Annotated in this window: 20 protein-coding genes; 10 read left to right on the forward strand and 10 right to left on the reverse strand. The window is 66.1% G+C overall.

Annotation, left to right across the window (positions count from 1 at the left end; all coding sequences use genetic code 11):
- Window positions 1-8 precede the first annotated feature (8 nt).
- Together G584_RS0102415 and G584_RS0102420 are read right to left on the reverse strand one after the other, a co-directional pair.
- On the reverse strand, window positions 9-380 hold the full coding sequence (locus G584_RS0102415) for a DUF3809 family protein (RefSeq protein ID WP_028493178.1): 372 nt from the start codon (window positions 378-380) through the stop codon (window positions 9-11).
- Window positions 377-586: a DUF3248 domain-containing protein gene (locus G584_RS0102420; protein ID WP_028493179.1), complete on the reverse strand. Its 210-nt coding sequence runs from the start codon at window positions 584-586 to the stop codon at window positions 377-379. Before G584_RS0102420 ends, G584_RS0102415 begins: the two co-directional genes overlap by 4 nt.
- 39 nt (window positions 587-625) lie before the next feature.
- Here G584_RS0102420 and G584_RS0102425 point away from each other — a divergent pair, with 39 nt between their 5' ends.
- Window positions 626-1,039 carry a hypothetical protein gene (locus G584_RS0102425; protein WP_245563287.1) on the forward strand — a complete coding sequence of 138 codons (414 nt, stop codon included), beginning with the start codon at window positions 626-628 and terminating at the stop codon, window positions 1,037-1,039.
- Here G584_RS0102425 and G584_RS0102430 read toward each other — a convergent pair.
- The gene (locus G584_RS0102430; protein ID WP_028493181.1) at window positions 987-2,132 is read right to left on the reverse strand and encodes a 23S rRNA (cytosine(1962)-C(5))-methyltransferase; all 1,146 of its coding nucleotides are present in this window, start codon (window positions 2,130-2,132) and stop codon (window positions 987-989) included. The genes G584_RS0102425 and G584_RS0102430 overlap by 53 nt on opposite strands.
- Window positions 2,133-2,233: 101 nt before the next feature.
- On the opposite strand from G584_RS0102430, the gene G584_RS0102435 reads away from it, so the two are divergent.
- From G584_RS0102435 to atpD, 9 genes are read left to right on the forward strand one after another with little or no spacing between them, the layout of a single operon-like run.
- Window positions 2,234-2,548: a V-type ATPase subunit subunit G family protein gene (locus G584_RS0102435; protein WP_015716774.1), complete on the forward strand. Its 315-nt coding sequence runs from the start codon at window positions 2,234-2,236 to the stop codon at window positions 2,546-2,548.
- The gene (locus tag G584_RS0102440) at window positions 2,545-4,503 is read left to right on the forward strand and encodes a V-type ATP synthase subunit I (RefSeq protein ID WP_028493182.1); all 1,959 of its coding nucleotides are present in this window, start codon (window positions 2,545-2,547) and stop codon (window positions 4,501-4,503) included. Before G584_RS0102435 ends, G584_RS0102440 begins: the two co-directional genes overlap by 4 nt.
- A gap of 12 nt (window positions 4,504-4,515) precedes the next feature.
- Window positions 4,516-4,815 (forward strand): ATP synthase subunit K, encoded by a 300-nt coding sequence (locus G584_RS0102445; protein WP_028493183.1) that lies wholly within the window; start codon window positions 4,516-4,518, stop codon window positions 4,813-4,815.
- 56 nt (window positions 4,816-4,871) lie between these two features.
- Complete coding sequence (locus tag G584_RS0102450) at window positions 4,872-5,438, forward strand: V-type ATP synthase subunit E (RefSeq protein ID WP_028493184.1); 567 nt, start codon at window positions 4,872-4,874, stop codon at window positions 5,436-5,438.
- A gap of 3 nt (window positions 5,439-5,441) precedes the next feature.
- Window positions 5,442-6,413: a V-type ATPase subunit gene (locus G584_RS0102455; protein ID WP_028493185.1), complete on the forward strand. Its 972-nt coding sequence runs from the start codon at window positions 5,442-5,444 to the stop codon at window positions 6,411-6,413.
- Window positions 6,414-6,415: 2 nt separating this feature from the next.
- Window positions 6,416-6,730 (forward strand): V-type ATP synthase subunit F, encoded by a 315-nt coding sequence (atpF, locus tag G584_RS0102460; protein ID WP_172640102.1) that lies wholly within the window; start codon window positions 6,416-6,418, stop codon window positions 6,728-6,730.
- A gap of 12 nt (window positions 6,731-6,742) precedes the next feature.
- The gene (locus G584_RS0102465; RefSeq protein ID WP_028493186.1) at window positions 6,743-8,479 is read left to right on the forward strand and encodes a V-type ATP synthase subunit A; all 1,737 of its coding nucleotides are present in this window, start codon (window positions 6,743-6,745) and stop codon (window positions 8,477-8,479) included.
- 11 nt (window positions 8,480-8,490) lie between these two features.
- On the forward strand, window positions 8,491-9,927 hold the full coding sequence (locus G584_RS0102470) for a V-type ATP synthase subunit B (protein ID WP_028493187.1): 1,437 nt from the start codon (window positions 8,491-8,493) through the stop codon (window positions 9,925-9,927).
- Window positions 9,928-9,936: 9 nt separating this feature from the next.
- Window positions 9,937-10,608 carry a V-type ATP synthase subunit D gene (gene atpD / locus G584_RS0102475; protein ID WP_028493188.1) on the forward strand — a complete coding sequence of 224 codons (672 nt, stop codon included), beginning with the start codon at window positions 9,937-9,939 and terminating at the stop codon, window positions 10,606-10,608.
- A 61-nt stretch (window positions 10,609-10,669) separates the two neighbouring features.
- Here atpD and acnA read toward each other — a convergent pair whose 3' ends face one another.
- The 7 genes from acnA to G584_RS0102510 all read right to left on the reverse strand — a co-directional run bounded on the left by acnA (window position 10,670) and on the right by G584_RS0102510 (window position 21,448).
- Entirely contained in the window at window positions 10,670-13,375 is a 2,706-nt protein-coding gene (gene acnA, locus G584_RS0102480) for an aconitate hydratase AcnA (protein WP_028493189.1), read from the reverse strand.
- 162 nt (window positions 13,376-13,537) lie between these two features.
- Window positions 13,538-14,290, reverse strand: coding sequence for an alpha/beta hydrolase (locus G584_RS0102485; protein ID WP_028493190.1), 753 nt, complete (start codon window positions 14,288-14,290; stop codon window positions 13,538-13,540).
- Between the two features lie 3 nt (window positions 14,291-14,293).
- Entirely contained in the window at window positions 14,294-17,593 is a 3,300-nt protein-coding gene (locus G584_RS0102490; RefSeq protein WP_028493191.1) for an efflux RND transporter permease subunit, read from the reverse strand.
- On the reverse strand, window positions 17,590-18,777 hold the full coding sequence (locus G584_RS0102495) for an efflux RND transporter periplasmic adaptor subunit (protein WP_028493192.1): 1,188 nt from the start codon (window positions 18,775-18,777) through the stop codon (window positions 17,590-17,592). The genes G584_RS0102490 and G584_RS0102495 overlap by 4 nt, the downstream gene beginning before the upstream one ends.
- Before the next feature lie 10 nt (window positions 18,778-18,787).
- Complete coding sequence (locus G584_RS0102500) at window positions 18,788-19,756, reverse strand: TolC family protein (protein ID WP_028493193.1); 969 nt, start codon at window positions 19,754-19,756, stop codon at window positions 18,788-18,790.
- Window positions 19,753-21,021: a TolC family protein gene (locus G584_RS0102505; protein WP_028493194.1), complete on the reverse strand. Its 1,269-nt coding sequence runs from the start codon at window positions 21,019-21,021 to the stop codon at window positions 19,753-19,755. The genes G584_RS0102500 and G584_RS0102505 overlap by 4 nt, the downstream gene beginning before the upstream one ends.
- A complete protein-coding gene (locus G584_RS0102510) occupies window positions 21,014-21,448 on the reverse strand; it encodes a MarR family winged helix-turn-helix transcriptional regulator (RefSeq protein WP_028493195.1) in 435 nt (144 codons plus the stop codon). Before G584_RS0102510 ends, G584_RS0102505 begins: the two co-directional genes overlap by 8 nt.
- Window positions 21,449-21,506 lie beyond the last annotated feature (58 nt).

Here is a 21,506-nt window from a genome sequence, read left to right on the forward strand (position 1 = left end):
AAGAGGCACTATACCGGAGAGGAGGGCATTTGGGAAAGGGACCGCTCTAAGCTTTTATAGAAGAGGAGTTCCAGGATGCGGGCGAAGGCCCGCTCCCCCCAGGTCCGGCCCTCGGGGAGGACCAGACTGAGCTCCAGTTCCAGCTCCAGCCCCTTCGTGCCCGAAAACACCCGGCCCTCCACCTTGAGGGAAGGTGGGGGGAGGAGCTTGGCCTCGAGGTGCTCTCCTTTAAGCCTCGAGGCGAAGGGAAGGGCCACCTCCCCCAGCACGGGGTTTTCCTGCCGGAAGACCCCCCGGACCTCGTCTCCTTCCAGCTGGAGTTCCAGGGGTACACCCTGGGGAGGATGGCCGTTCGGGATGAGGTGCAGCCTAACCTTCATCCTTCCACCCATTCCACCCGTACCCGGCCTTCCTTGGCCAGGCGGGCCACCTCGGCGTCTGGGATGTTCAAGAGCCTGGGCAGCTCCCGGAAGCGGGGCGTGGCCGAGGCCAGGCCCACCCGCACCACCAGGACCTCTTCCTCCTCGGCCCGGCCGATCCGCCAGACCAGGTACTGGCCCAGGGCTTCCAACAGATCCTTCTCCACCCCCTTAGTCTATCCCGGGGCGGCCTTGGGGGATAATGGATGGGGATGCTCCTCGAGGTGGCCTTTGCTGGCCTTGCCCCCTGGGTTTTCTGGGCAGGGGTGGGGCTTATCGTCTTGGGCATTGTCCTGGGGGAGACTCCCTGGGTTGCCCTGGTTCTCCTTTACCCCTGGTGGCGGCTCAGGCAGGGCTGGCGGTTAAGGCTTTTCCCCGATCACCTGAGCCTTCACCCCCCTTTGGGTCTCAGCCGCCGGATCCCCCTGGAGGGGGTGCGGGAGGTGGGGGTGGCCTACTGGCCGGCAGGGCCCTTTTCCCGGGGGAGGCGGGCTTTGGTTCTCCACCTGGAGAACGGGGAGGGATTACCCCTTCCCGTGCCTGATCCCGAGGCCCTGGCGGCCCGGATCAGAGAACTTCTAAGAGGGCGAACTTCAGGTAGTGGGTTTCGGGATGGTTGAGGAGGATGGGATGGTCCCATCCCTGCCCCCGTTTCTCCACCACCCTCAGGCTGCGATGGGCGTCTTTCGCTGCGTCAGCGAGCATCTGGTAAAAGAGGGGCTCGGTCAGGTGGTGGCTGCAGCTACTGGTGGCCAACAGGCCCCCTTCCTTGAGGAGCTTGATGGCCCGGAGGTTCACCTCCTTATAGGCCCTGTAGGCCCTTTCCAGATCCTTTTTCCCCTTGGCGAAGGCGGGTGGGTCCAGCACGATGAGGTCAAACCGCTCCCCTGCCTTCTCCAGGGCCCTTAGATGGTCGAAGGCGTTGGCTTCCACCGTCATGAGGGAAAGCCCATTCAGCCTGGCGTTTTCCTCCGCCTGCCTCAGGGCCTCGGCGGAGCTGTCCACGCTGATCACCTCCTTGAAGCCCAGGGCCAAGTGTAGCCCGAAGTTACCCGTATAGCTAAACACGTCCAGGGCCCTTTCCCCGTGGAACCTTTCCATGAGGATCCGGTTGTCCCGCTGGTCCAGGTAGGCCCCGGTTTTCTGGCCTCCCGTCAGGTCCACCAGGTAGCGGACCTGGCCTTCCTTCACCGCTACCCGTTCGGGGGCCTGGCCCAGGAGGGGCCGGACGTAAAGGGGGAGGCCCTCGAGTTCCCGGACCTTGGCGTCGTTTTTGGCCAGAAGGCTTTTGGCCAGGGGTTTGAGCCTCTCGGCCACCTGGGGCAAAAGGGCTTCCCAGGCATAGGCGGTGGACTGCAGGACCAGGTGGCCGGCGTAGTAGTCCACCACCAGACCCGGCAGGAAATCCCCCTCGGCGTGGGCCAGGCGGAAGCCTCCTTCGGGCTCCTTTTCCAGTGCGGGGAGGCGTCGGGACAAGGCCTTGTCCAGGTTCTCCAAGAGCGCTTCCACCGGGTCCCTTGCCGGTCGGAAGCGGTAGGCCCGCACGCTGAGGTCGCTGGTGGGGTTGAAGAGGGCCAGGGCCAGAAAGCGCTTACCCCAGTAAACGGGATAAAGGCCCGGCTCCTCGGGGCCCGAAAGCACATCGCGGCGAAAGACCCAAAGGTGCCGGGCCAGGAGGCGTTGGGCTCCTCTTTCGTTGACGAGAATCCGCACCGCTTAAGTATACTTAAGCGGGGTTGGTTGACGTTTGCCCCAAAGGCCGGTATCCTATCCGGCAGGCGCGGTTTGCGCATCTTTTCACGAAGGGAGGGGCAATGGGAGGCCTGGGACTTATCAAGAGCCTGGCGGAAAAGGAAAGGGAGCTATTGGCTCGCCTCGAGGCCGCCAAGAAGGAGGCCGAGGCCCTGGTGGGGCAGGCCGAGGCGGAGGCCAGGGCCCTTTTGGAGGAGGCCGAGGCCAAGGCTAAGGCCCTGGAGGCCGAGTACCGGGAGCGGGAGGCCAAGGAAACCGAGGCCATCCTGGCTCGCTACCGGGCCCAGGCGGAGGCCGAGGCCAAGGCGGTGAAGGAGAAAGCAGGGGCCCGGTTGGAGGAGGCCGTGGCCCTGGTTCTGAAGGAGGTTTTGCCGTGATCGCCCCCATGGAGAAGCTGGTCCTGGCCGGGCCCAAGGCCAAGGCCCAGGAGCTTCTCCACAGCCTCCAGCAGGCGGGGGTGGTCCACCTGGAAACCCTCCGGGTGGCGGAGCTTGCCGAGTACAGGCTTTCCCAGGAGGAGCGGGAGGAACTTAGGCGCTGGGAAGGGGTGGCGGCGGGAGCCGAGCATACCCTCGCCCTCCTGGGCCGGGAGATGGAGCCCACAAGGCCCTTCCCCGATGGGCTAGAGGCGGCGGAAAAGGCCCTTTCCCCCATCCAGGCCCACGCTGAGGGCCTCGCCCGGCAGAAGCAGGAGCTGGAGGAGGAGCTTGCTCTAGCCCAGGCCTACCTGGAACCCTTGGAGAAGCTTGCCGCCATGGCCCAGGGCCTGGACCGAAGCGCCTTCTTCCGGGTGGTGCCCTTTTTGATCACGGAAAAGGAGCTTCCCCTGGTGGAGGAGGCCTTGAAAAAGGCCCTGGAGGACCGGTTCATCCTGGCCAGCGAGCCCTATTCCAAGGGGGTCGCCGGGCTTCTCGTGGTGCACCGGGAGGACCTCGAGGCGGCCAAGGCGGCCCTTTCCCGGGCCGGGGTGGCGGAGCTCCGCCTCCCTGGCGACTACGGGGATCTTCCCCTAAGCGAGGCCACCCGCCGGTTGAAGGAGCGGGCCGAGGCTGCTCCCAAGGAGCTTTCCGAGGTGCGCCAGGCCCTTTACCGGCTGGCCCAGGAGGCAGCCTCCACCCTGCAAAGCCTCTGGACCCGGGCCAAGGACGAGGCGGCCCGGCTTAAGGCCTTGGAGGAGCTGGCCTCGGGCCGGTTCGGCTTTGCCCTTTTGGGCTACGTGCCGGTGAAGGCCAAGGGCCGGGTGGAGGAGGCCTTGGCCCGCCACAAGGACCAGGTGATCTACGCCTTTGAGCCGGTGGACGAGCACCACGAGGCGGATCGGGTGCCCGTGGCCCTGGACAACCCTCCTTGGGTCAAGCCCTTCGAGCTTCTGGTGAGCTTCCTCAACACCCCCAAGTACGGCTCCCTGGACCCCACCCCGGTGGTGCCCATCTTCTTCCCCTTCTGGTTCGGCATGATCGTGGGGGACATAGGGTATGCCCTCCTGTTCCTGCTCCTTGGGCGCTGGCTTTCCGGGTTCGTGAAGCGGAATGAGCCTCTGGTCATCGACCTCTTCGCCCTGAGGCTCAAGCCCGCTGTGATTGGGAAGCTGGTCTACATCCTTAACTGGATGGTCTTCTGGACGGTGGTCTGGGGCTTCGTCTACGGGGAGTTCTTCGGCACCTTCCTGGAGCACCTAGGGGTGTTTGGCACCCCCGAGCACCCGGGTCTCATCCCCATCCTCATTCCCCGTATCGACACGGCCAAGACCGCCAACCTGCTCATCCTCCTTTCCGTGGCCTTCGGGGTGGTCATGGTCTTCTGGGGCCTGGCCTTGAGGGCCTATCTGGGCCTAAAGCACCGCCACATGGGCCACTTCTGGGAGGGCGTGGGGTACCTGGGAGGCTTGGTGGGCATCCTGGCCCTGGCGGCGGGGTACCTGGGGAACCTCCAGGCCGGGTGGCTTTCCGGGCTCATGTACCTGGGCTTTGGCGTGTTCTTGCTTGCGGTTCTCATGAGCCGCATGTGGCTCATGATCCCGGAGATCTTCACCCAGGCGGGGCACATCCTCTCCCACATCCGTATCTATGCGGTGGGGGCTGCTGGGGGTATCCTGGCGGGTCTTCTCACCGATGTGGGCTTTGCCCTGGCGGAGCGGATTGGGCTTCTAGGCGTGCTTCTGGGCATTGGGGTGGCGGGGGTTTTGCATCTCCTGATCCTGCTTCTCACCACCCTGGGCCACATGCTCCAGCCCATCCGTCTTATCTGGGTGGAGTTCTTCACCAAGTTCGGCTTCTACGAGGAGAACGGCAGGCCTTACCGGCCGTTCAGGAGCGTCCGTGAGACGCTTTAGGGAGGGAAAGAGATGAAGAAGCTTCTGGTTACGGTTCTGATGGCGGTTTTCGGCGCTCTGGCTTTTGCGGCGGAGGAGGCGGCGGCCTCCGGGGGCTTGGACCGAGGCCTCATCGCTGTGGGGATGGGCCTGGCGGTGGGCCTGGCGGCTTTGGGCACCGGCGTGGCCCAGGCCCGCATCGGTGCGGCGGGCGTGGGGGCTATCGCCGAGGACCGGAGCAACTTCGGTACCGCCCTGATCTTCCTCCTCTTGCCCGAAACGCTGGTGATCTTCGGCCTTCTCATCGCCTTCATCCTGAACGGCAAGCTGTAAGGGGTCTTCAGGGCCCTGCCCCTTGGGGGGTGGGGCCCTTTTTCCGAGGAGGACAGATGTCCAAACTGGAAGCCATTTTGAGCCAGGAGGTGGAGGCGGAGATCCAGGCCGTCCTGCAAGAGGCCAAGGCCAAGGCGGAGGCCTTGAGGTCCGAGGCCAAGGCCAAGGCCGAGGGGTTGCTTTCCGCCAAGAAGCGGGCCCTCGAGGCCAGCCTGCAGGCCGCCATTCGCCGGGCAGAAAGCGCCGGGGAACTCCTCCTGGCCACAGCCCGTACCGAGGCCAAGGGGGAGGTGCTCTCCCAGGTGAAGGCCAAGGTGGAGGAGGCCCTCAGGGCCTTGCCGGATAGCCCCGAATGGCCTCAGGTGTTGGGGAAACTGGCCGAGGAGGCCCTTGCGGCCTTGGGCGAGCCCGAGGCCCTGGCCTCCCATCCGGACAATTTTTCCCACCTCGAGGGTCTGGCGCGGGAGCGGGGCCTGGAGCTTAGGGCCGACCCTGCCTTGCGCCTTGGGGTGAGGGCCATCGGCAAGGGGGGCAGGACCCAGGTGGAGAACGCCCTGTTAAGCCGTCTGGAACGGGCCTGGGATGCCCTTTCCTCCAGGGTGGCCCAGGTGGTGTGGGGCTAGGACATGGCGGACGACTTCGGCTACCTAAACGCCCGGGTGCGGGCCAGGAGGAGTACCCTCCTCAAGGAGAGCTTCTTCCAGGAGGCCTTGGACCTTTCCTATCCCGATTTCCTGCGCCTTCTTTCCGAGAGCGTCTACGGCCAGGATCTGGCCGGCCAGGGCCTTCCCGAGGTGGACCGGGCCATCGCCCTCACCCAGGCCCGGTTGGTGGGGGACCTGGCGGGGTTGGTCACGGGGGAGGCTCGGGAGGCGGTGCGGCTTCTCCTCCTCAGGAACGATCTCGCCAACCTCCAGGCCGTCCTCCGGGCCAAGGCCACGGGGAGGCCCTTTGAGGAGGTGGTGCTTCTCCCAGGTACCTTGAAGGAGGCCCTTTGGCGGCAGGCCTACGAGGCCCAGGATGCGGCAGGGATGGCCCAGGTGCTTTCCGTGCCCGGCCATCCCCTGGCCCGGGCCTTAAGGGCGGTCCTCCGGGAAACCCAGGACCTCGGGCGCATCGAGGCCCTTTTGGCCAAGCGCTTCTTTGAAGGGGTGGCCAAGGCCTCCAAGGCCCTGGAGGAGGCGGCCTTGAGGGATTACCTGGCCCTCGAGGTGGATGCCGAGAACCTGCGCACCGCCTTCAAGCTCCAGGGGCAGGATGTACCGGTGGAAACCGTCTTCATACGGGGTGGGCGGTTTGTGGACAGGGTGCGCTTCGCCCGGCTCCTCGAGGGGGATTACGCCGTTTTGGACGAGCTCTCCGGCACCCCCTTTGCCCCTTTGGCGGGCGCGCGGGACCTCAAGACCCTGGAAAGGCGGCTCAGGTGCCTCCTCCTGAAGGAGGCCAGGAAGGGAGCCGCCGATCCCCTGGGCGTGGGATTGGTGCTGGCCTATGTGAAGGAGCGGGAGTGGGAGGCCGTGCGGCTTAGGCTCCTGGCCAGGCGGGCCTACTTCGGGCTTCCCCGGGCCCAGGTGGAGGAGGAGGTGGTCTGCCCATGAGGATCGCCGTGATCGCCGACCCCGAGGCGGCGCAGGGGTTTAGGTTGGCGGGCCTCGAGGCCTACGCCGCCACCTCGGCAGAGGAGGCCCGGGCCCGGCTGGAAAACCTGGTCCAGGCCGGGGGGTACGCCCTGGTGGCCGTGGACCAGGGGCTTTTGCCGGAGCCGGAAAAGGCGGTGGAGCGGCTCATGCGGGGCAAGGACCTTCCCGTGCTCCTGCCCATAGCCGGGTTGAAGGAAGCCTTCCAGAACCCCGATGTGGAGGGGTACATGCGGGAGCTGGTCAAGAGGACCATAGGCTTTGACATCAAGCTGTAGAATGGAGGGACGATGATCCAGGGCGTGATCCAGAAGATTGCGGGCCCGGCGGTGATTGCCAAGGGCATGACCGGAGCCCGCATGTACGACATCTGCAAGGTGGGCCACGAGGGCCTGGTGGGGGAGATCATCCGCCTGGACGGGGATACCGCCTTCGTCCAGGTTTACGAGGATACCTCGGGGCTCAAGGTGGGAGAGCCCGTGGTGTCCACGGGTCTTCCCCTGGCGGTGGAGCTCGGCCCCGGGATGTTGAACGCCATCTACGACGGCATCCAGCGCCCCCTGGACCGAATTCGCGAGAAGACCGGCATCTACATCACCCGGGGCGTGGTGGTCCCGGCCCTAGACCGGGAGCGGAAGTGGGCCTGGACCCCTAGGGTCAAGCCGGGGGATGAGGTGAGGGGGGGCATGGTCCTGGGCACCGTGCCGGAGTTCAACTTCACCCACAAGATCCTGGTGCCCCCGGATGTGAAGGGCCGGGTCAAGGAGGTGAAGCCCGCCGGGGAGTACACGGTGGAGGAGCCGGTGGTGGTCCTCGAGGACGGCACCGAGCTCAAGATGTACCACACCTGGCCGGTGCGTCGGGCCCGCCCCGTCCAGCGCAAGCTGGACCCCAACACCCCCTTCCTCACGGGGATGCGCATCCTGGATGTCCTCTTCCCCGTGGCCATGGGGGGCACGGCGGCCATTCCCGGGCCCTTTGGTAGCGGCAAGACCGTGACCCAGCAGGCCCTGGCCAAGTGGTCCAATGCCGACGTGGTGGTCTATGTGGGTTGCGGAGAGCGGGGGAACGAGATGACCGACGTCTTGGTGGAGTTCCCCGAGCTCACCGACCCCAAGACCGGGGGGCCTTTGATGCACCGTACGGTGCTCATTGCCAACACCTCCAACATGCCCGTGGCCGCCCGCGAGGCCAGCATCTACGTGGGGGTCACCATCGCCGAGTACTTCCGCGACCAGGGCTTCTCCGTGGCCCTCATGGCGGACTCCACCAGCCGCTGGGCCGAGGCCCTGCGGGAGATTTCCAGCCGCCTCGAGGAGATGCCCGCAGAAGAGGGCTACCCTCCTTACCTGGCCGCTCGTTTGGCCGCCTTCTACGAGCGCTCCGGCAAGGTGATCACCCTGGGGGGCGAGGAGGGGGCCATCACCATCGTGGGGGCGGTTTCCCCTCCCGGCGGCGACATGTCCGAGCCCGTCACCCAGTCCACCCTGCGCATCGTGGGAGCTTTCTGGCGGCTGGATGCCTCCTTGGCCTTCCGGCGCCACTTCCCGGCCATCAACTGGAACGGGTCCTACTCCCTCTTCACCTCTGCCCTGGACCCCTGGTACCGCGAGAATGTGGCCCCCGACTACCCTGAGCTTCGCGACGCCATCTCCGAGCTCCTGCAGAGGGAAGCGGGTTTGCAGGAGATCGTGCAGCTGGTGGGTCCGGATGCCCTCCAGGATGCCGAGCGCCTGGTCATCGAGGTGGGGCGGATCATCCGCGAGGACTTCCTGCAGCAGAACGCCTTCCACGAGGTCGACGCCTACTGCTCCATGCGGAAGGCTTACGGCATCATGAAGATGATCCTGACCCTCTACAAGGAAGCCGAGGCGGCCATCCGGCGGGGGGTCACCGTGGATGAGATCCTGCAGCTCCCGGTGATCGAGCGCATCGGCCGGGCCCGCTACGTGAGCGAGCAGGACTTCCCCCGATACTTTGAGGAAACCATGCAGGAGATCGAGGGAGCCTTCAAGGCCTTGGCCTAGGGGAGGGAAGGATGGATCTTCTCAAGAAGGAATACACGGGCATCACCTACATCTCGGGGCCTCTCCTCTTCGTGGAGAACGCCAAGGACCTGGCCTACGGGGCCATCGTGGATATCAAGGACGGCACGGGCCGGGTGCGCGGCGGCCAGGTGATCGAGGTTTCCGAGGAGTACGCGGTTATCCAGGTGTTTGAGGAGACCACGGGGCTGGATCTGGCCACCACCACCGTGAGCCTGGTGGAGGATGTGGCCCGGCTCGGGGTTTCCAAGGAGATGCTGGGCCGGCGTTTCAACGGCGTCGGCAAGCCCATCGACGGCCTTCCCCCCATCACCCCGGAGAAGCGGCTTCCCATCGTGGGCCTGCCCCTAAACCCCGTGGCCCGCAGGAAACCCGAGCAGTTCATACAGACGGGGATTTCCACCATCGACGTGATGAACACCCTGGTTAGGGGGCAGAAGCTTCCCATCTTCTCGGGCTCGGGCCTTCCCGCCAACGAGATTGCGGCCCAGATCGCCCGCCAGGCCACGGTGCGCCCCGACCTCTCGGGGGAAGGGGAGGAGGAGGAGCCCTTTGCTGTGGTCTTCGCCGCCATGGGCATCACCCAGCGGGAGCTCTCCTACTTCATCCAGGAGTTCGAGCGCACCGGGGCCCTAAGCCGCTCCGTCCTCTTCCTGAACAAGGCGGACGACCCCACCATCGAGCGTCTCCTTACCCCCCGTATGGCCCTCACCGTGGCCGAGTACCTGGCCTTTGAGCACGACTACCACGTGCTGGTCATCCTCACGGACATGACCAACTACTGCGAGGCCCTGCGGGAGATCGGGGCAAGCCGTGAGGAGATCCCAGGCCGGCGCGGTTACCCGGGCTACATGTACACGGACCTGGCCACCATCTACGAGCGGGCCGGGGTCGTGGCGGGCAAGAAGGGTTCCGTGACCCAGATTCCCATCCTCTCCATGCCGGACGACGACCGCACCCACCCCATTCCCGACCTCACCGGCTACATCACCGAGGGGCAGATCCAGCTTTCCCGGGAGCTCCACCGCAAGGGCATCTACCCGCCCATCGACCCCCTGCCCTCCCTCTCCCGGCTCATGAACAACGGCGTGGGCAAGGGCAAGACCCGGGAGGACCACAAGCAGGTATCCGACCAGCTCTACTCCGCCTACGCCAACGGGGTGGACATTCGCAAGCTGGTGGCCATCATCGGCGAGGACGCCCTTACCGAGAACGACCGCCGCTACTTGCAGTTCGCCGACGCCTTTGAGAAGCACTTCATCAACCAGGGCCAGCAGAACCGCTCCATTGAGGAGAGCCTGCAGATCGCTTGGGCGCTTCTTTCCATGCTGCCTCAGGGGGAGCTCAAGCGGATTTCCAAGGACCACATCGGCAAGTACTACGGCCAGAAGCTGGAGGAGATCTGGGGCGCTCCCCAAGCCTTGGACTAAGGAGGCTAGATGAGCCAGGTAAGCCCCACCCGCATGAACCTTCTGCAACGGCGCAGCCAGCTGCGCCTGGCGCAGAAGGGGGTGGACCTCCTCAAGAAGAAGCGGGATGCCTTGGTGGCGGAGTTCTTCAGCCTGGTCAGGGAGGCCTTGGAGGCCCGCAAGGCCTTGAACCAGGCGGCGCGGGAGGCCTATGGGGCCTTGCTTCTCGCCCAGGCTTTCGACGGGCCCGAGGTGGTGTCCGGGGCGGCCTTGGGGGTGAGGCCCCTCGAGGAGGTGGAGGCGGAGGTGGAAAACGTCTGGGGGAGCAAGGTGCCAAGGCTCAAGGTCACCTTCCCCGATGGGGCCTTGCTCTCCCCTGTGGGCACTCCGGCCTACACCCTGGAAGCCGCCCGTGCCTTCCGCCGCTACGCCGAGGCCTTGGTCCAGGTGGCCAACACGGAAACCCGCCTGAAGAAGATCGGGGAGGAGATCAAGAAGACCACCCGACGGGTGAACGCCTTGGAGCAGGTGGTGATCCCCGGGATTCGTTCCCAGATCCGCTTCATCCAGCAGGTTCTGGAGCAGCGGGAGCGGGAGGATACCTTCCGGCTAAAGCGCATCAAGGGCAAGATCCAGGCCCGGGAGGCGGAGGCGGAAGGAAGCCGCCCCAACCCCCAGCTGGAGATCGGGGCAGGGCTTTAGTACCTTCCTAGACAGGCACAAAAGAGGCCCCGGGTTATAACCCGGGGCCTTGCGCGCTTCCCTACTGGGCCTTCGCTTTCTTCAGCATGTTGAGGAGCACGGTCTGGAGAATGCCACCATTCTTGTAGTAGTCCACCTCCACCCGGGTGTCCAGGCGGGCGATGGCCTGGAAGCGGACCTCTGTGCCGTCCTCCCTTCTCGCCACCACCTCCACTTTCTTGCGGGGGGTGAGGTCCTCAAGGCCCAGGATGTCGTAGACCTCGTAGCCGGTTAGGCCCAGGGTTTCCCGGTTCTCGCCCGGCAGGAACTCCAGGGGCAGGACCCCCATCCCCACCAGGTTGGAGCGGTGGATCCTTTCAAAGCTTTCCGCCAGCACCGCCTTGATGCCCAAGAGGAAGGTACCCTTGGCGGCCCAGTCGCGGCTAGAACCGGTGCCGTACTCCTTGCCGGCGATGACCAGAAGGGGGGTGCCCTCCTGTTGGTAACGCATGGCCACGTTGTAGACGAAGTCCACCTCTCCCTCGGGAAGCTTCTTGGCGTAGCCCCCCTCCACCCCATCCAGCATCAGGTTCTTGATGCGGATGTTGGCAAAGGTGCCCCGCATCATCACCTCGTGGTTGCCGCGCCGGGAACCGTAGGAGTTGAAGTCTTCGGGTTTGACCCCCTTGGAGATCAGGTACTGGCCCGCTGGGCTTTTCACCGGGATGGCCCCGGCAGGGGAGATGTGGTCGGTGGTCACGGAATCCCCCAGGACCAGGAGCACCCGGGCTCCCCGGATGTCCCTCACCTGGTGCTGGCCCAGGTTCTGGAAGAAGGGTGGCTTCTGGATGTAGGTGCTCTCGGGATCCCAGCCGAAGAGCTCCCCCGTGGGGGCGGGCAGGGCTTGCCAGCGCTCGTCCCCCTGGAAGACCCGGGCGTACTCCTTCTTGAAGAGCTCGGGGTCCAGGGTCTTGGCCATGGCCTCCCGGATCTCCTCCATGGAGGGCCAGATGTCCTTGAGGTAGACGGGCTTGCCGTTGGGGTCATAGCCCAGGGGCTCCGTGGTGAAGTCGATGTCCATGCGGCCCGCCAGGGCGTAGGCCACCACCAGCATGGGGCTCGCTAGGTAGTTGGCCTTCACGTGGGGGTTGATGCGCCCTTCAAAGTTGCGGTTGCCGGAGAGGACGGCGGCCACCACCAGGTTCCCCTCCTCCACCGCCTTGGCGATGTCCTCGGGCAGGGGGCCGGAGTTGCCGATGCAGGTGGTGCACCCGTAGCCCACCACGTGGAAGCGCAGGGCCTCGAGGAAGGGAAGGAGCCCGCTGGCCTCCAGGTAGTCGGTTACCACCTTGGAACCCGGGGCCAAGGAGCTCTTCACCCAGGGCTTGGTGTCCAGGCCCGCTTCCACCGCCTTCTTGGCCAAAAGCCCGGCTCCCAGCATCACCGTGGGGTTGGAGGTGTTGGTGCAGCTGGTGATGGCGGCGATGACCACGGAGCCGTGGGTGAGCTCAAACTCCTCGTCCTGGCGCTTCACCAACACCTTCTTGTTCAGCTGGTCCGGGGTGAGCCCGAAGCCCCTTTCCTTCACGGGCTTGGTGAGGTGGGCCAGGAAGCTCTGCTTCACCTCCTTGAGGGCCACCCGGTCCTGGGGCCGCTTGGGGCCGGCCAAGGAGGGTTCCACCGTGGAGAGGTCCAGCTCCAGGTACTCGGAGTAGCGCACCCGTTCCTCTGCCTCAGGCGTGCGGAAAAGCCCGTTGGCCTTGGTGTAGGCCTCCACCAGGGCGATGAGCTCCTCCGGGCGGCCCGTAAGCCTCAGATAGTTTAGGGTTTCCTCGTCCACGGGGAAGAAGCCCATGGTGGCTCCGTACTCGGGGGCCATGTTGGCGATGGTGGCCCGGTCCGCCAGGGAGAGCTTGGCCACCCCAGGCCCATAGAACTCCACGAACTTGCCCACCACCCCGTGCTTGCGGAGGATCTCGGTGATGGTCAGGACCAGGTCGGTGGCGGTGGCTCCTTCGGGAAGCTCCCCGTAGAGCTTGAAGCCCACCACCTTGGGGGCCAGCATGTAGTAGGGCTGGCCCAGCATGACCGCCTCGGCCTCGATGCCCCCCACGCCCCAGCCCAGAACCCCCAGGCCGTTCACCATGGTGGTGTGGCTGTCGGTGCCCACCAGGCTGTCGGGGAAGGCCAGGGTGAGGCCCCCTTCCTCCTTGGTCATCACCACCTTGGCCAGGTACTCCAGGTTCACCTGGTGGACGATGCCGGTACCAGGGGGTACCACCCGGAAGTTTTGCAGGGCTCCCTGGGCCCACTTGAGAAGCAGGTAGCGCTCCCGGTTCCGCTCGTATTCCTTCTCCACGTTGTAGAAGAAGGCGTAGGCGGTGCCGAAGGCGTCCACCTGCACCGAGTGGTCGATGACCAGGTCGGCGGGGACCACCGGGTTGATGCGCTTGGGATCCCCACCCCGCTCGGCCACGGCATCCCGCATGGCGGCCAGGTCCACCACCGCCGGGACCCCGGTGAAGTCCTGGAGGATGACCCGGGCCAGCTTCAGGGGCACGTTGATCTCCCCCGGCTCGGGGGTCCAACGGGCCAGGGCCTCGATGTCCTCACGGGTTACCTGGTAGCCGTCCTCGTTTCTGAGGAGGCTTTCCAGCATGATGCGGATGGAGAAGGGAAGGCGGCTTACCTCGGCAATCCCTTTCCTTTCCAGTTCCGTGAGGTCAAAGTAGGCGTAGGTGCCGCTTGGGGTGTTAAGGGTCTTAAGGGTTTGGAAACTGTCCTTCATGGCTGCTCCTTTCCCTTCCCCCTTTCCAAACCACACCCAACGGGTTGTAAACCCTGGTACCCGGGCACCAAAGCCAGGGTTTGAGCTGGGTGTGGGTTTTGGGGGAAAGTGTTCCGAGGGGGGGCGCCCGCCCCGGCTTTTCCCACTATACCACCTCGGCCCTCAGCGGTGGGCCTGGGGCGGGGGAGGGGCGTCCAGGCCCAGGCCTTCCAAGAAAAGCAGGACCTCCTCCTGGATCTCCCGCCATAGGGCTTCCCGGGGCCTTCGGGCGGGCCGGTCCCCCTTGTGGGGGCCGTAGGCGCCAAAGCCCGCGTGGTTCAGCCCTTCCACGAAGACCACCCGGGCGTTTTTGGGAAGGAGCCGGGCCTTCTCCCGGGCTTTTTCCGGGGGGAGGAGGCCGTCTTCCGTGCCGAAAAGGGCCAGGACGGGAAGGTTTTCCTGGGAAAGGTCCTTTTCCGGGTAGCTGGCGAAGAGGATGAGGGGAAGCCCTTCCGAGGCGGCCAGCTCTGCCGCCGCCACCCCGCCTAGGCTGTGCCCGCCCACCACCCAGGGGAGTCCGGAATGGGCCTGGTGGGCCTCCAGGGCCCTTTCCTTTCCCAGGAGGGCGATGCCCGAGGGAACCTTCAAAAGGACCACCAGGTACCCCGCCTCCGCCACCGGGGTCAGAACCGGGGCGTAGGCCAAGGGTTCCACCCGGGCCCCGGGGTAGAAGGCCAAAAGGGCCTTGGGGGCTTTGGGGATGAGCTCTAGGCCGTAAGAAGCCTCCCGCACCTCGAGGCCAGCTTGCTTCAAGGCTTCCTGGGCCACGCCCTCCGCCTTTAAGGGCCTAAGGAAGTAGTGGGCTACCCCGGTCACGGCCAGGGCCAGGAGGAAGGCCGCCACCAGGAAGAGAAGAAGGAGCTTTTTGGCGCTCATGGATCACCTCAGGATCGCTTCCCGGGCCCTTCGCCCTTCAAAGGCGTAGAAGGCCGCGGGCACCACGAAGAGGGTGAGGAGGGTGGAGGAAAGGAGCCCCCCCAGGATGATCACCCCTAGAGGCCTCCGGTACTCCGCCCCTTCCCCGGTGCCCAGGAGCAGGGGAAGGCTGATGATGAGCACGGTGAGGGTGGTCATGAGGATCGGCCTTAAGCGGAGCCGGGCCGCCTCCACCAGGGCTTCCCTTAAGGGCTTTTCCCGCATGCGCCTTACGGCGAAGTCCAGAAGGAGGATGGCGTTTTTGGTGACCAGACCGATGAGCATCACCACCCCCAGGACGCTGATCACATCCAGGCCGGTTCCCAAAAGGTAGGTGAGCCAGAAGGCCCCCACCAAGGCTAAGGGAACGGGGAGGAGAAGGTAAAGGGGGTAGCGCCAGGCGTTGAACTGGCTGGCGATGACCAGGTAGTTGAGCACCAGGGCCAGGGCGAAGGCCAGGGGGGCCAGCCGGGCCAGTTCCCCGGTGAAGCTACCCAGGCCCGTGGCCAGAAGCTCCACCCCATCGCCCAGGAGCCCCTTGGACTGGAGTTCCGCTTCCAGCTCCCTTTGGATCTGGAAGGTCCCGGGGGCGTCCGGCTTCAAGTTGATGTTGATGCCGGCGGCGTAGGCTTGGTTGCGCCTCGAGATCAGGGTGGGTCCAGGCCGCTCCACGAACCGCCCCAGGCTTCCCAGGGGCAGGAAGGCGCCCAGGGCAGGGGCGTAGATGGGCAGGGAGAGGAGGTCGGACTCGTCCCCGAGGCGTAGGGGATCCGCTTGGACCACGATGGCCAGTTCCTCGCCGCCCCTCCTGGCGGTGGCCGCCTGGGTGCCGGAGAGGTAAAGGCGCAGGGTCTGGGCCAGGTCCAAGGGGGTGAGGCCGGTGCCGGAAAGCCGGGCAGGATCCGGCACGAAGACCCGTTCCCGCTGGGTGGCCTCGAGGGTGTTCTTCACGTTGAGGACATAGGGTTTTTCCGCAATCAGCTGGGTGATCTCCCTCACCCGCTTCTCCAAAAGGGCCCGGTCGGGGCTGGTGACGAAAAACTGCAGGTCCGCATCCCCGGCCTCGGGGCCGGTCTGGGCCAGGACCCGTAGGTCGGCCCCAGGGAAGTCCTTAAGGGCCTCCCGTCCTTGGCGGTTGAAGACCTCGGTGAGGGTGAAGATGTCCTGGCGCTCGCTCTTGGGCTTCAGGACGATCTGGAGCTGCACCCGGCTGGGGTCCCCCACCTGGGCCCCGCCGGTGGCGCTGGCCCCCACGGTGGTGACCACCCGCTTCACCGCGGGGTGGGAGAGGAAGTAGGCCTCGAGGGCCCTTGCCGCCCGGTCGGAGACCGCCAGGGGGGTGTCCTTGGGCAGGAGCAGGGTGGCGGTGAGGACCCCGGTGTCGGAGCGGGGGGTGAAGTTGAAGGGGATCCTGGGCAGGATGGGGAAGAGGGAGAGGAAGGCCAGGGTGGCGAGACCCAGGACTACCCAAGGCCGTCTTAGGACCTGGCCAAGGCTTCGGGCGTAGGCCTCGGTGAGGCGGTGCATCAAGGCCTCGGAGCTCGCGTGGAGGAGGTGGGTGAGGGCTCCCGCCAGGTCCAGGAAAAAGCGGCCCAGGTAGCGCCCAAGGCCGAGGAGGGCGGGGTACAGGGGAAGGAGGAGGAGCCAAAGGGGTCCCTGCCGGTAGAGGAGGAAGGCGGCCAGGGCTCCGAGGAGAAGACCCACTGGGGTGCGGAGGCCCCTTTGGTAAGCGAAGCGGAGGTCTTGGGGCAGGAGGCGTAGGGCCAGAAGGGCTTCCTTGGGGCTTGGGGGTTCGGGGTCCGGGAAGTAGGCCAGGCGCACGGTGAGGAAGAGGAGGGCCTCCAGCCAGCTCACGGCGATGGCGGCGGCCATTCCCAGGCCGAACTGCTGGAAGATCTGGCCGATGATGCCCGGGAGGAAGCTGATGGGGAGGAATACCGCGAGAAGGCTCAGGGTGGCGGCGGCCACCGCCACGGAAACCTCGCTGGCTCCCTTCAGCACCGCTTCCTTGAGGCCGTACCCCATGCGCCGGTAGCGGTCGATGTTCTCCGCCACCACGATGGAGTCGTCCACCACGATGCCCACCGCCACGGTGAGGGCGAGAAGGCTGATCAGGTTGTAGGTGAAGCCCAGAAGGCCGAAGAGGAGGATGGCCCCGGAGAGGGTGATGGGGATGGCCAGGATCACGGAGAAGACGGAGTTCAGCTTCCCCAAGAAGACCAACACCACCAAGGACACCGCCAAGGCAGCTAGGAAGGCCTCCCGCACCGTGTCCAAAACGGCGGCCCGGATAAAGCGGGTGGAGTCCAGGGCGATCTCCGCCCGGTAGCCTGCGGGGAGTTTGGTTTCCGCCAGGGTCTTTTTGACCCCGTCCGCCACGGCCACGGCGTTGGAGTCAGGGGTCTTCACCACCGCCAGGAGGACGGCGGGGCGGCCGTTCAGGCGGTTTAGGGTGCTGGGCTCTTCCGCCCGCTCCTCCACCCGGGCCACGTCCCGGATCCTGAGGCCCCGAGAGGGGTCCAGGACCAGATCCGCCACCTCCTCGGCGGTGGCGGGGGTGTTGCGCAGGGTGTAGACCCGGCGCTTTTCCCCCTCGGTGAGGCTTCCCAAGGGCAGGTTCAGGGCCGAGGTGGAAAGCGCCTGCACCACCTGGCCGGGGGCTACCCCCAGGGCCTCGAGGCGGCCTGGGTCCAGGTAGACCCGGATGGCCCTCTTGGGCGCCCCGGTGAGGCGGATGTCCGCCACCCCCGGCACCAGCTGGAGGCGGGGCTTTAGGGTTCGCTCGGCGTAGCGCAACACCTGGGAGAGATCCTCCCCGGGCGCCTCGAGGGCCACGTAGAGGATGGGGCTTGCCGAGGGGTCAAACTTCTGCACCACGGGGGGCGAGGCATCCTTGGGAAGCAGGGCCCGGGCGGCGGCCACCTTCTGGCTCACCTCCACCGCTACCCGGTCCACGTCCACCCCTTGCTGGAACTGGACAAAGACCAGGCTGAAGCCCTCGGTGGAGCTGCTTCCGATGGTGTCCACCCCGCTTAGGGTGGAAAGGGCGTCCTCGAGGGGCTTGGATACTTGCTCCGCCACCTCCTCGGGACCGGCCCCGGGGTAGCTGGTGGAAACCGCCACCACGGGCACGCTGAAGCGGGGGAGGAGTTCCACCCCAAGCCCAAGGCCCAGGAGCAGGCCCACCAGGACCAGGCCCACGAAGATGGCGGTGGCGAAGACGAACCGCTCCACGAAGAAGGCCACCAGAGGGTTGGTCCTCACCGAACCACCTCCACGGGATCCCCATCCTTGAGGCCCACGGGCACGGGATGGATGACCTCGGCACCCTTGTCAAGGCCCTCCACCGCCGCTTGTCCGCCTTCTTGGGCGAGAAGGCGCACGGGGGTTTTTCTCGCCTTCCCCGCCTTCACCTGGTAGACCAGGGTTTCCCCCTCCTGGACCTGGAGGCTCGTTGCGGGGATGAGGAAGCCTTCGGCCAGCTTCACCCGGTAGCGTGCCTCGGCAGGACCCGGGAGCAGCCTGCCTTCCGGCTTCAGGACCACCTCCACCAGGCGGGTCTGTCCCGGGAGGTCCGTTTTGCGCAGGAGGCGTGCCCGCACCTCCCGCCCGTTTTGCCTGAGGAGGAAGGGCGTTTCTGGGGTGAGGGCGCTGGCTTGGTCGGGAGGGAGGTAGACCTTGGCCAAAAGGCGGTCCGTGGTGGCCAGCCGGAAGGCCCGGCTTCCCGTTCCCACGAACTCCCCTTCCCTTACAAAGACCTCCACCACCTCCCCGGCGAAGGGGGCCCGCACCGTGCTTTCCTTGAGGTTCCTTTCCGCCTGGCGCACCTGGAGCCGGGCGGCCTCCACCTGAAGCTCAAGAAGCCGGAGGTCCTCTCCCCGCTCCAGGCGGGATAGGGCCTCGAGGGCGTTCTGGTAGTGGCTTTCCGCCTGGCGGTACTGGGCCTCGAGGGCCTTGAGGTCCAAAGGGGCCAAGGCTCCCGCCGAAAGCAGGGCCTGGCCTTCCTCGTAGCGCTTCTTGGCCGCCTGGAGCTGGGCTTCTGCCGCCTGGAGCTGGGCCTTGAGGGTGGCCCGGTTTCCCACAAGCTGGTTTCGGGCGCGCTCCAGGTTGGCCTCGGCTTGTTTTAGGTTAAGCTTGGCGGCTTCCAGGGCCTCCTGGAAGGGAGCTGGGTCCAGGTAGACCACCCCTTCCCCCGCCTGCACCCGGGTGCCGGCGGGAAGGGTTCGCAGGACCCGGCCGGAGGCGCCTGCCGCCACCAGGCTCTCCTTTTCCGCCTGCAAGGTGGCGGAGGCCCGTACCTCCCGTTCCAGGATTCCAGGCTGGGCCCGCACGGTGCGCACCTCCGTGGCCAGGGTAGGGGTGGGAGGGGCCTCGGGGGCTTTGGCCTCCTTGGGGGCGCAGGCGCTGAGGAGGATGAGGCTTAGGGCAAGGCTTGTTACAGGGCGCATGGTTTCCTCCTTAGCGGCTCGCCAGGAGCCCGTAATAGGCCTTCAGGTAGGCGTGCTTGGCCTGCTCCAGGGAAAGCGCCGCCTGCTTGAGGGCGAGTTCCTGTTGTAGAAGGCCTAACCGGCTGGTGAGCCCCGCCTGGAACCGCTTCTCCTCGGCCCGGTAGCGCTCCTGGGCTGCCCGGTAAGCCTCCTCCGCCGTTTTCACCCCTTGCAGGAGGGGGGATAGCTGGCGGTACCTGGCCTCCAGGCCCAGCCTTAGGGAGCGCTCCAGGTTGGCCAGGTTGGCCTCGAGGGTTTGGATCTGATCCTCTAGGGCTTCGATCTCCTTCCTTGGGACGAAGCTTTCGTCCAAGAGACCCCGCTGGAAGCGGAGAAGGGCCAAGGACTGCTTCAGCTGCAGGAGGTCGGCGTGCTCCTGAAGAAGGGTCTCCACCGCCTTCTCCTCGGGGAGGGCTGGCAGTTCCTTGACGCCTTCCGGCTTCCAATCGCCCACCAGGTTCGCCAAGGCGGCCAGGGCGGTATCCCGTCCCCTTTGGGCCAGCTCCAGGTTCTTCCTGGCCTCCAGAAGCCGGGTTTGCGCCTCGAGGAGGTCCAGGCTGGTGGCCCCGCCTCCCTTGAGGCGGATCTCCGTGGCCTTGAGTCCCAGCTCGGCCACCTCCACGGCCTTTGCCGCCAGATCCACCTGCAGGAGGGCTTCATAGGCCTGGGTGTAGGCGGAGACGATCTCGCTTTCCGCCTGGGCCAGGGCCCGTTTGAACCTGGCCTCGGCCAGATCCCTGGCCTGGCGCGCTTGCAGCTCGGCCAAGGCGGTGCGCAAGGGGTCCTGGAGGGTGCGGGCCAGGTCTTTCTGCTTGGTTTCGTAGTCCAAGCGAGCCGCGACCACCGCCGCCACCTCCGGTGCCTTCTTCAGGGCCTCGGGGAGGGGCTGGGCCAGGCCGAGGGCCAGGAGCACGGGTAAGGCTAGGGCGCTTTTTCTCATGGGATCACCTCCGGTAGGAGTTCGCCGTAGAGCTGGTAAAGCTCCATCCACTTGGTTCTCAGGTCGCTTTCCGCCTGGGCCAGGGCCAGTTCCGCCTGGGCAAGGGAAAGCTCCGCCTGCAACAGGGCCAGGGGGCTTTCCAGGCCGAGTTCCAGGCGCTTTTTCGTTTCCGCCAGGGTCCTTTCCTGGGCCTCGAGGCGGAGGCGGGCTAGCTCCAGGGCCGCCCTTAGGGTTTTTAGGGAGTTATTCAGGGTTTCCTCCTGCAGCCGGGCTTGCCTTTCGGTTGCCTTCAAGGCTTCCTCCGCCCCCCGCACCTGGGCCTCTGCGGCCTCCAGGGCGGCGAAGAGACCCGGGGAGAGGGTGAGGGAAAAGGAGAGCCTCATTTCCTCCAGGGTTCGGTAGCTACCCCCTCCGGGCAGGCTGGTGGGCCTTTGCGCGGGATCCTGCCGGGTGTAGGCCAGGGTGGGTTGCAGGGTCCGGCTGGAAAGGCTCAGGGCCAGGGTGTCGTTCCCGCTTGGGTAGAGGAGGTAGCTGGCCTTGACCTCGGGGAAGAGGGTGCGGAGGGCGCTCATGTGGGCGATCCTGGCCTCCTCCAGGCTCAGGCGGGCTTCCTCCAGGGAAAGGGGCGTGGTGCCTTGGGGTGGGGGGATCTCGGGGAGGGGCTTGGTGAGGTCCACCAGCCCCTCCGCCCCCTTCCTGGCCAGCTCCACGTTCCTCTGGGCCTCCAAGAGGCGGTTTTCCGCTTCCTTCAGGGCGAGCTCCGCCTCCCGGAGCTCCTTGGGGTTGGCCTGGCGTTTCCGGGCCGCCTCCAGGGCTGCCCGGGCCAGTTCCACTCCCTTTTGCGCCACCTTTTTCCCCAAGAGGGCCAGCTGGTAGCGCCCGTATGCGGCCACCGCCTGGGTTTGCAGGGCGGTGAGGGCCTTGCGGTAGCCGAGCTCGGCTCTTCGGTAGGCGATCCAGGCCCGTTCCAGGCTGTCCTGCACTTCCCCAAAGGGGAAGGGAGTGAGGACCAGGGCCAGGGTGAGGCTTCCCCCCGTGGCGGGCAGGCCTTGGCAGAGGGAGGGAGGAGTGCACTCGTATCCCAGGCGGGCGTAGTTTCCCTGCACGTTCAGGGCCAAGGGGGAGGCCTGGGCCTCGAGGGCCTTGGCAGCGGCCTGCAAGAAGGCTTGGGCCTGCCGGGCCAGGGGATGGTCCTTGAGGGGACTCAGCGCCCCCTGGGCCAATGCGGGAAGGAGAAAGAGGAGGAGGGCAAGGGCTTTAGCCACCTTCCACCTCCGTGAGTTTGCGCAGGAGGTCGCGGAAAAGGAGGAGCTCCTTTGGGCTGAGCCGGGCCAGGTGCTGGCCGTAGGCGTGAAGCCAGGCTTCCTGTAGGCGCTTGTGCACGGCCTCCCCCTTGGGGGTAAGGCGGAGGAGGACCCTGCGGCGGTCCTGGGGGTCTGGGTGGCGCTCCAGGAGGCCAGCTTCCTCCAAGGAGGCGAGGAGATGGGATACCTGGGAGGGAAGGACCTCCAGTTGCTCCGCCAGGCGGGAGGGAAGCTGGACCCCTTCCCTCACCAGGCGGAGCACCTCCGCCTGCAGGAGGGAAACCCCCTCCTGAGCGAAGATCTCCTTGGCCCGGGAGAGCAAAAGGCGCATCAGGGTGTAGCCGAGCCGGGATAGCTCCTCCACCAGAGGGGTGGGTGGACCCTTCATATGCGTAAACTATACAGGGATATCAATGAAAAGCGTGAGGGCGCCTGGGTATCTTTGT

Origin of the sequence: Thermus antranikianii DSM 12462, assembly GCF_000423905.1 — a bacterium.
Lineage (GTDB): Bacteria > Deinococcota > Deinococci > Deinococcales > Thermaceae > Thermus > Thermus antranikianii.

Bases quoted from the DNA above. Each gene is read 5' to 3' on its own strand.
- atpD (WP_028493188.1), top strand. From the start codon at position 9,937: ATGAGCCAGGTAAGCCCCACCCGCATGAACCTTCTGCAACGGCGCAGC.
- G584_RS0102455 (WP_028493185.1), top strand. From the start codon at position 5,442: ATGGCGGACGACTTCGGCTACCTAAACGCCCGGGTGCGGGCCAGGAGG.
- G584_RS0102510 (WP_028493195.1), bottom strand. From the start codon at position 21,448: ATGAAGGGTCCACCCACCCCTCTGGTGGAGGAGCTATCCCGGCTCGGC.
- G584_RS0102495 (WP_028493192.1), bottom strand. From the start codon at position 18,777: ATGCGCCCTGTAACAAGCCTTGCCCTAAGCCTCATCCTCCTCAGCGCC.
- G584_RS0102435 (WP_015716774.1), top strand. From the start codon at position 2,234: ATGGGAGGCCTGGGACTTATCAAGAGCCTGGCGGAAAAGGAAAGGGAG.
- G584_RS0102465 (WP_028493186.1), top strand. From the start codon at position 6,743: ATGATCCAGGGCGTGATCCAGAAGATTGCGGGCCCGGCGGTGATTGCC.
- acnA (WP_028493189.1), bottom strand. From the start codon at position 13,375: ATGAAGGACAGTTTCCAAACCCTTAAGACCCTTAACACCCCAAGCGGC.
- G584_RS0102445 (WP_028493183.1), top strand. From the start codon at position 4,516: ATGAAGAAGCTTCTGGTTACGGTTCTGATGGCGGTTTTCGGCGCTCTG.
- G584_RS0102425 (WP_245563287.1), top strand. From the start codon at position 626: ATGGGGATGCTCCTCGAGGTGGCCTTTGCTGGCCTTGCCCCCTGGGTT.
- G584_RS0102415 (WP_028493178.1), bottom strand. From the start codon at position 380: ATGAAGGTTAGGCTGCACCTCATCCCGAACGGCCATCCTCCCCAGGGT.
- G584_RS0102485 (WP_028493190.1), bottom strand. From the start codon at position 14,290: ATGAGCGCCAAAAAGCTCCTTCTTCTCTTCCTGGTGGCGGCCTTCCTC.
- G584_RS0102470 (WP_028493187.1), top strand. From the start codon at position 8,491: ATGGATCTTCTCAAGAAGGAATACACGGGCATCACCTACATCTCGGGG.
- G584_RS0102450 (WP_028493184.1), top strand. From the start codon at position 4,872: ATGTCCAAACTGGAAGCCATTTTGAGCCAGGAGGTGGAGGCGGAGATC.
- G584_RS0102500 (WP_028493193.1), bottom strand. From the start codon at position 19,756: ATGAGAAAAAGCGCCCTAGCCTTACCCGTGCTCCTGGCCCTCGGCCTG.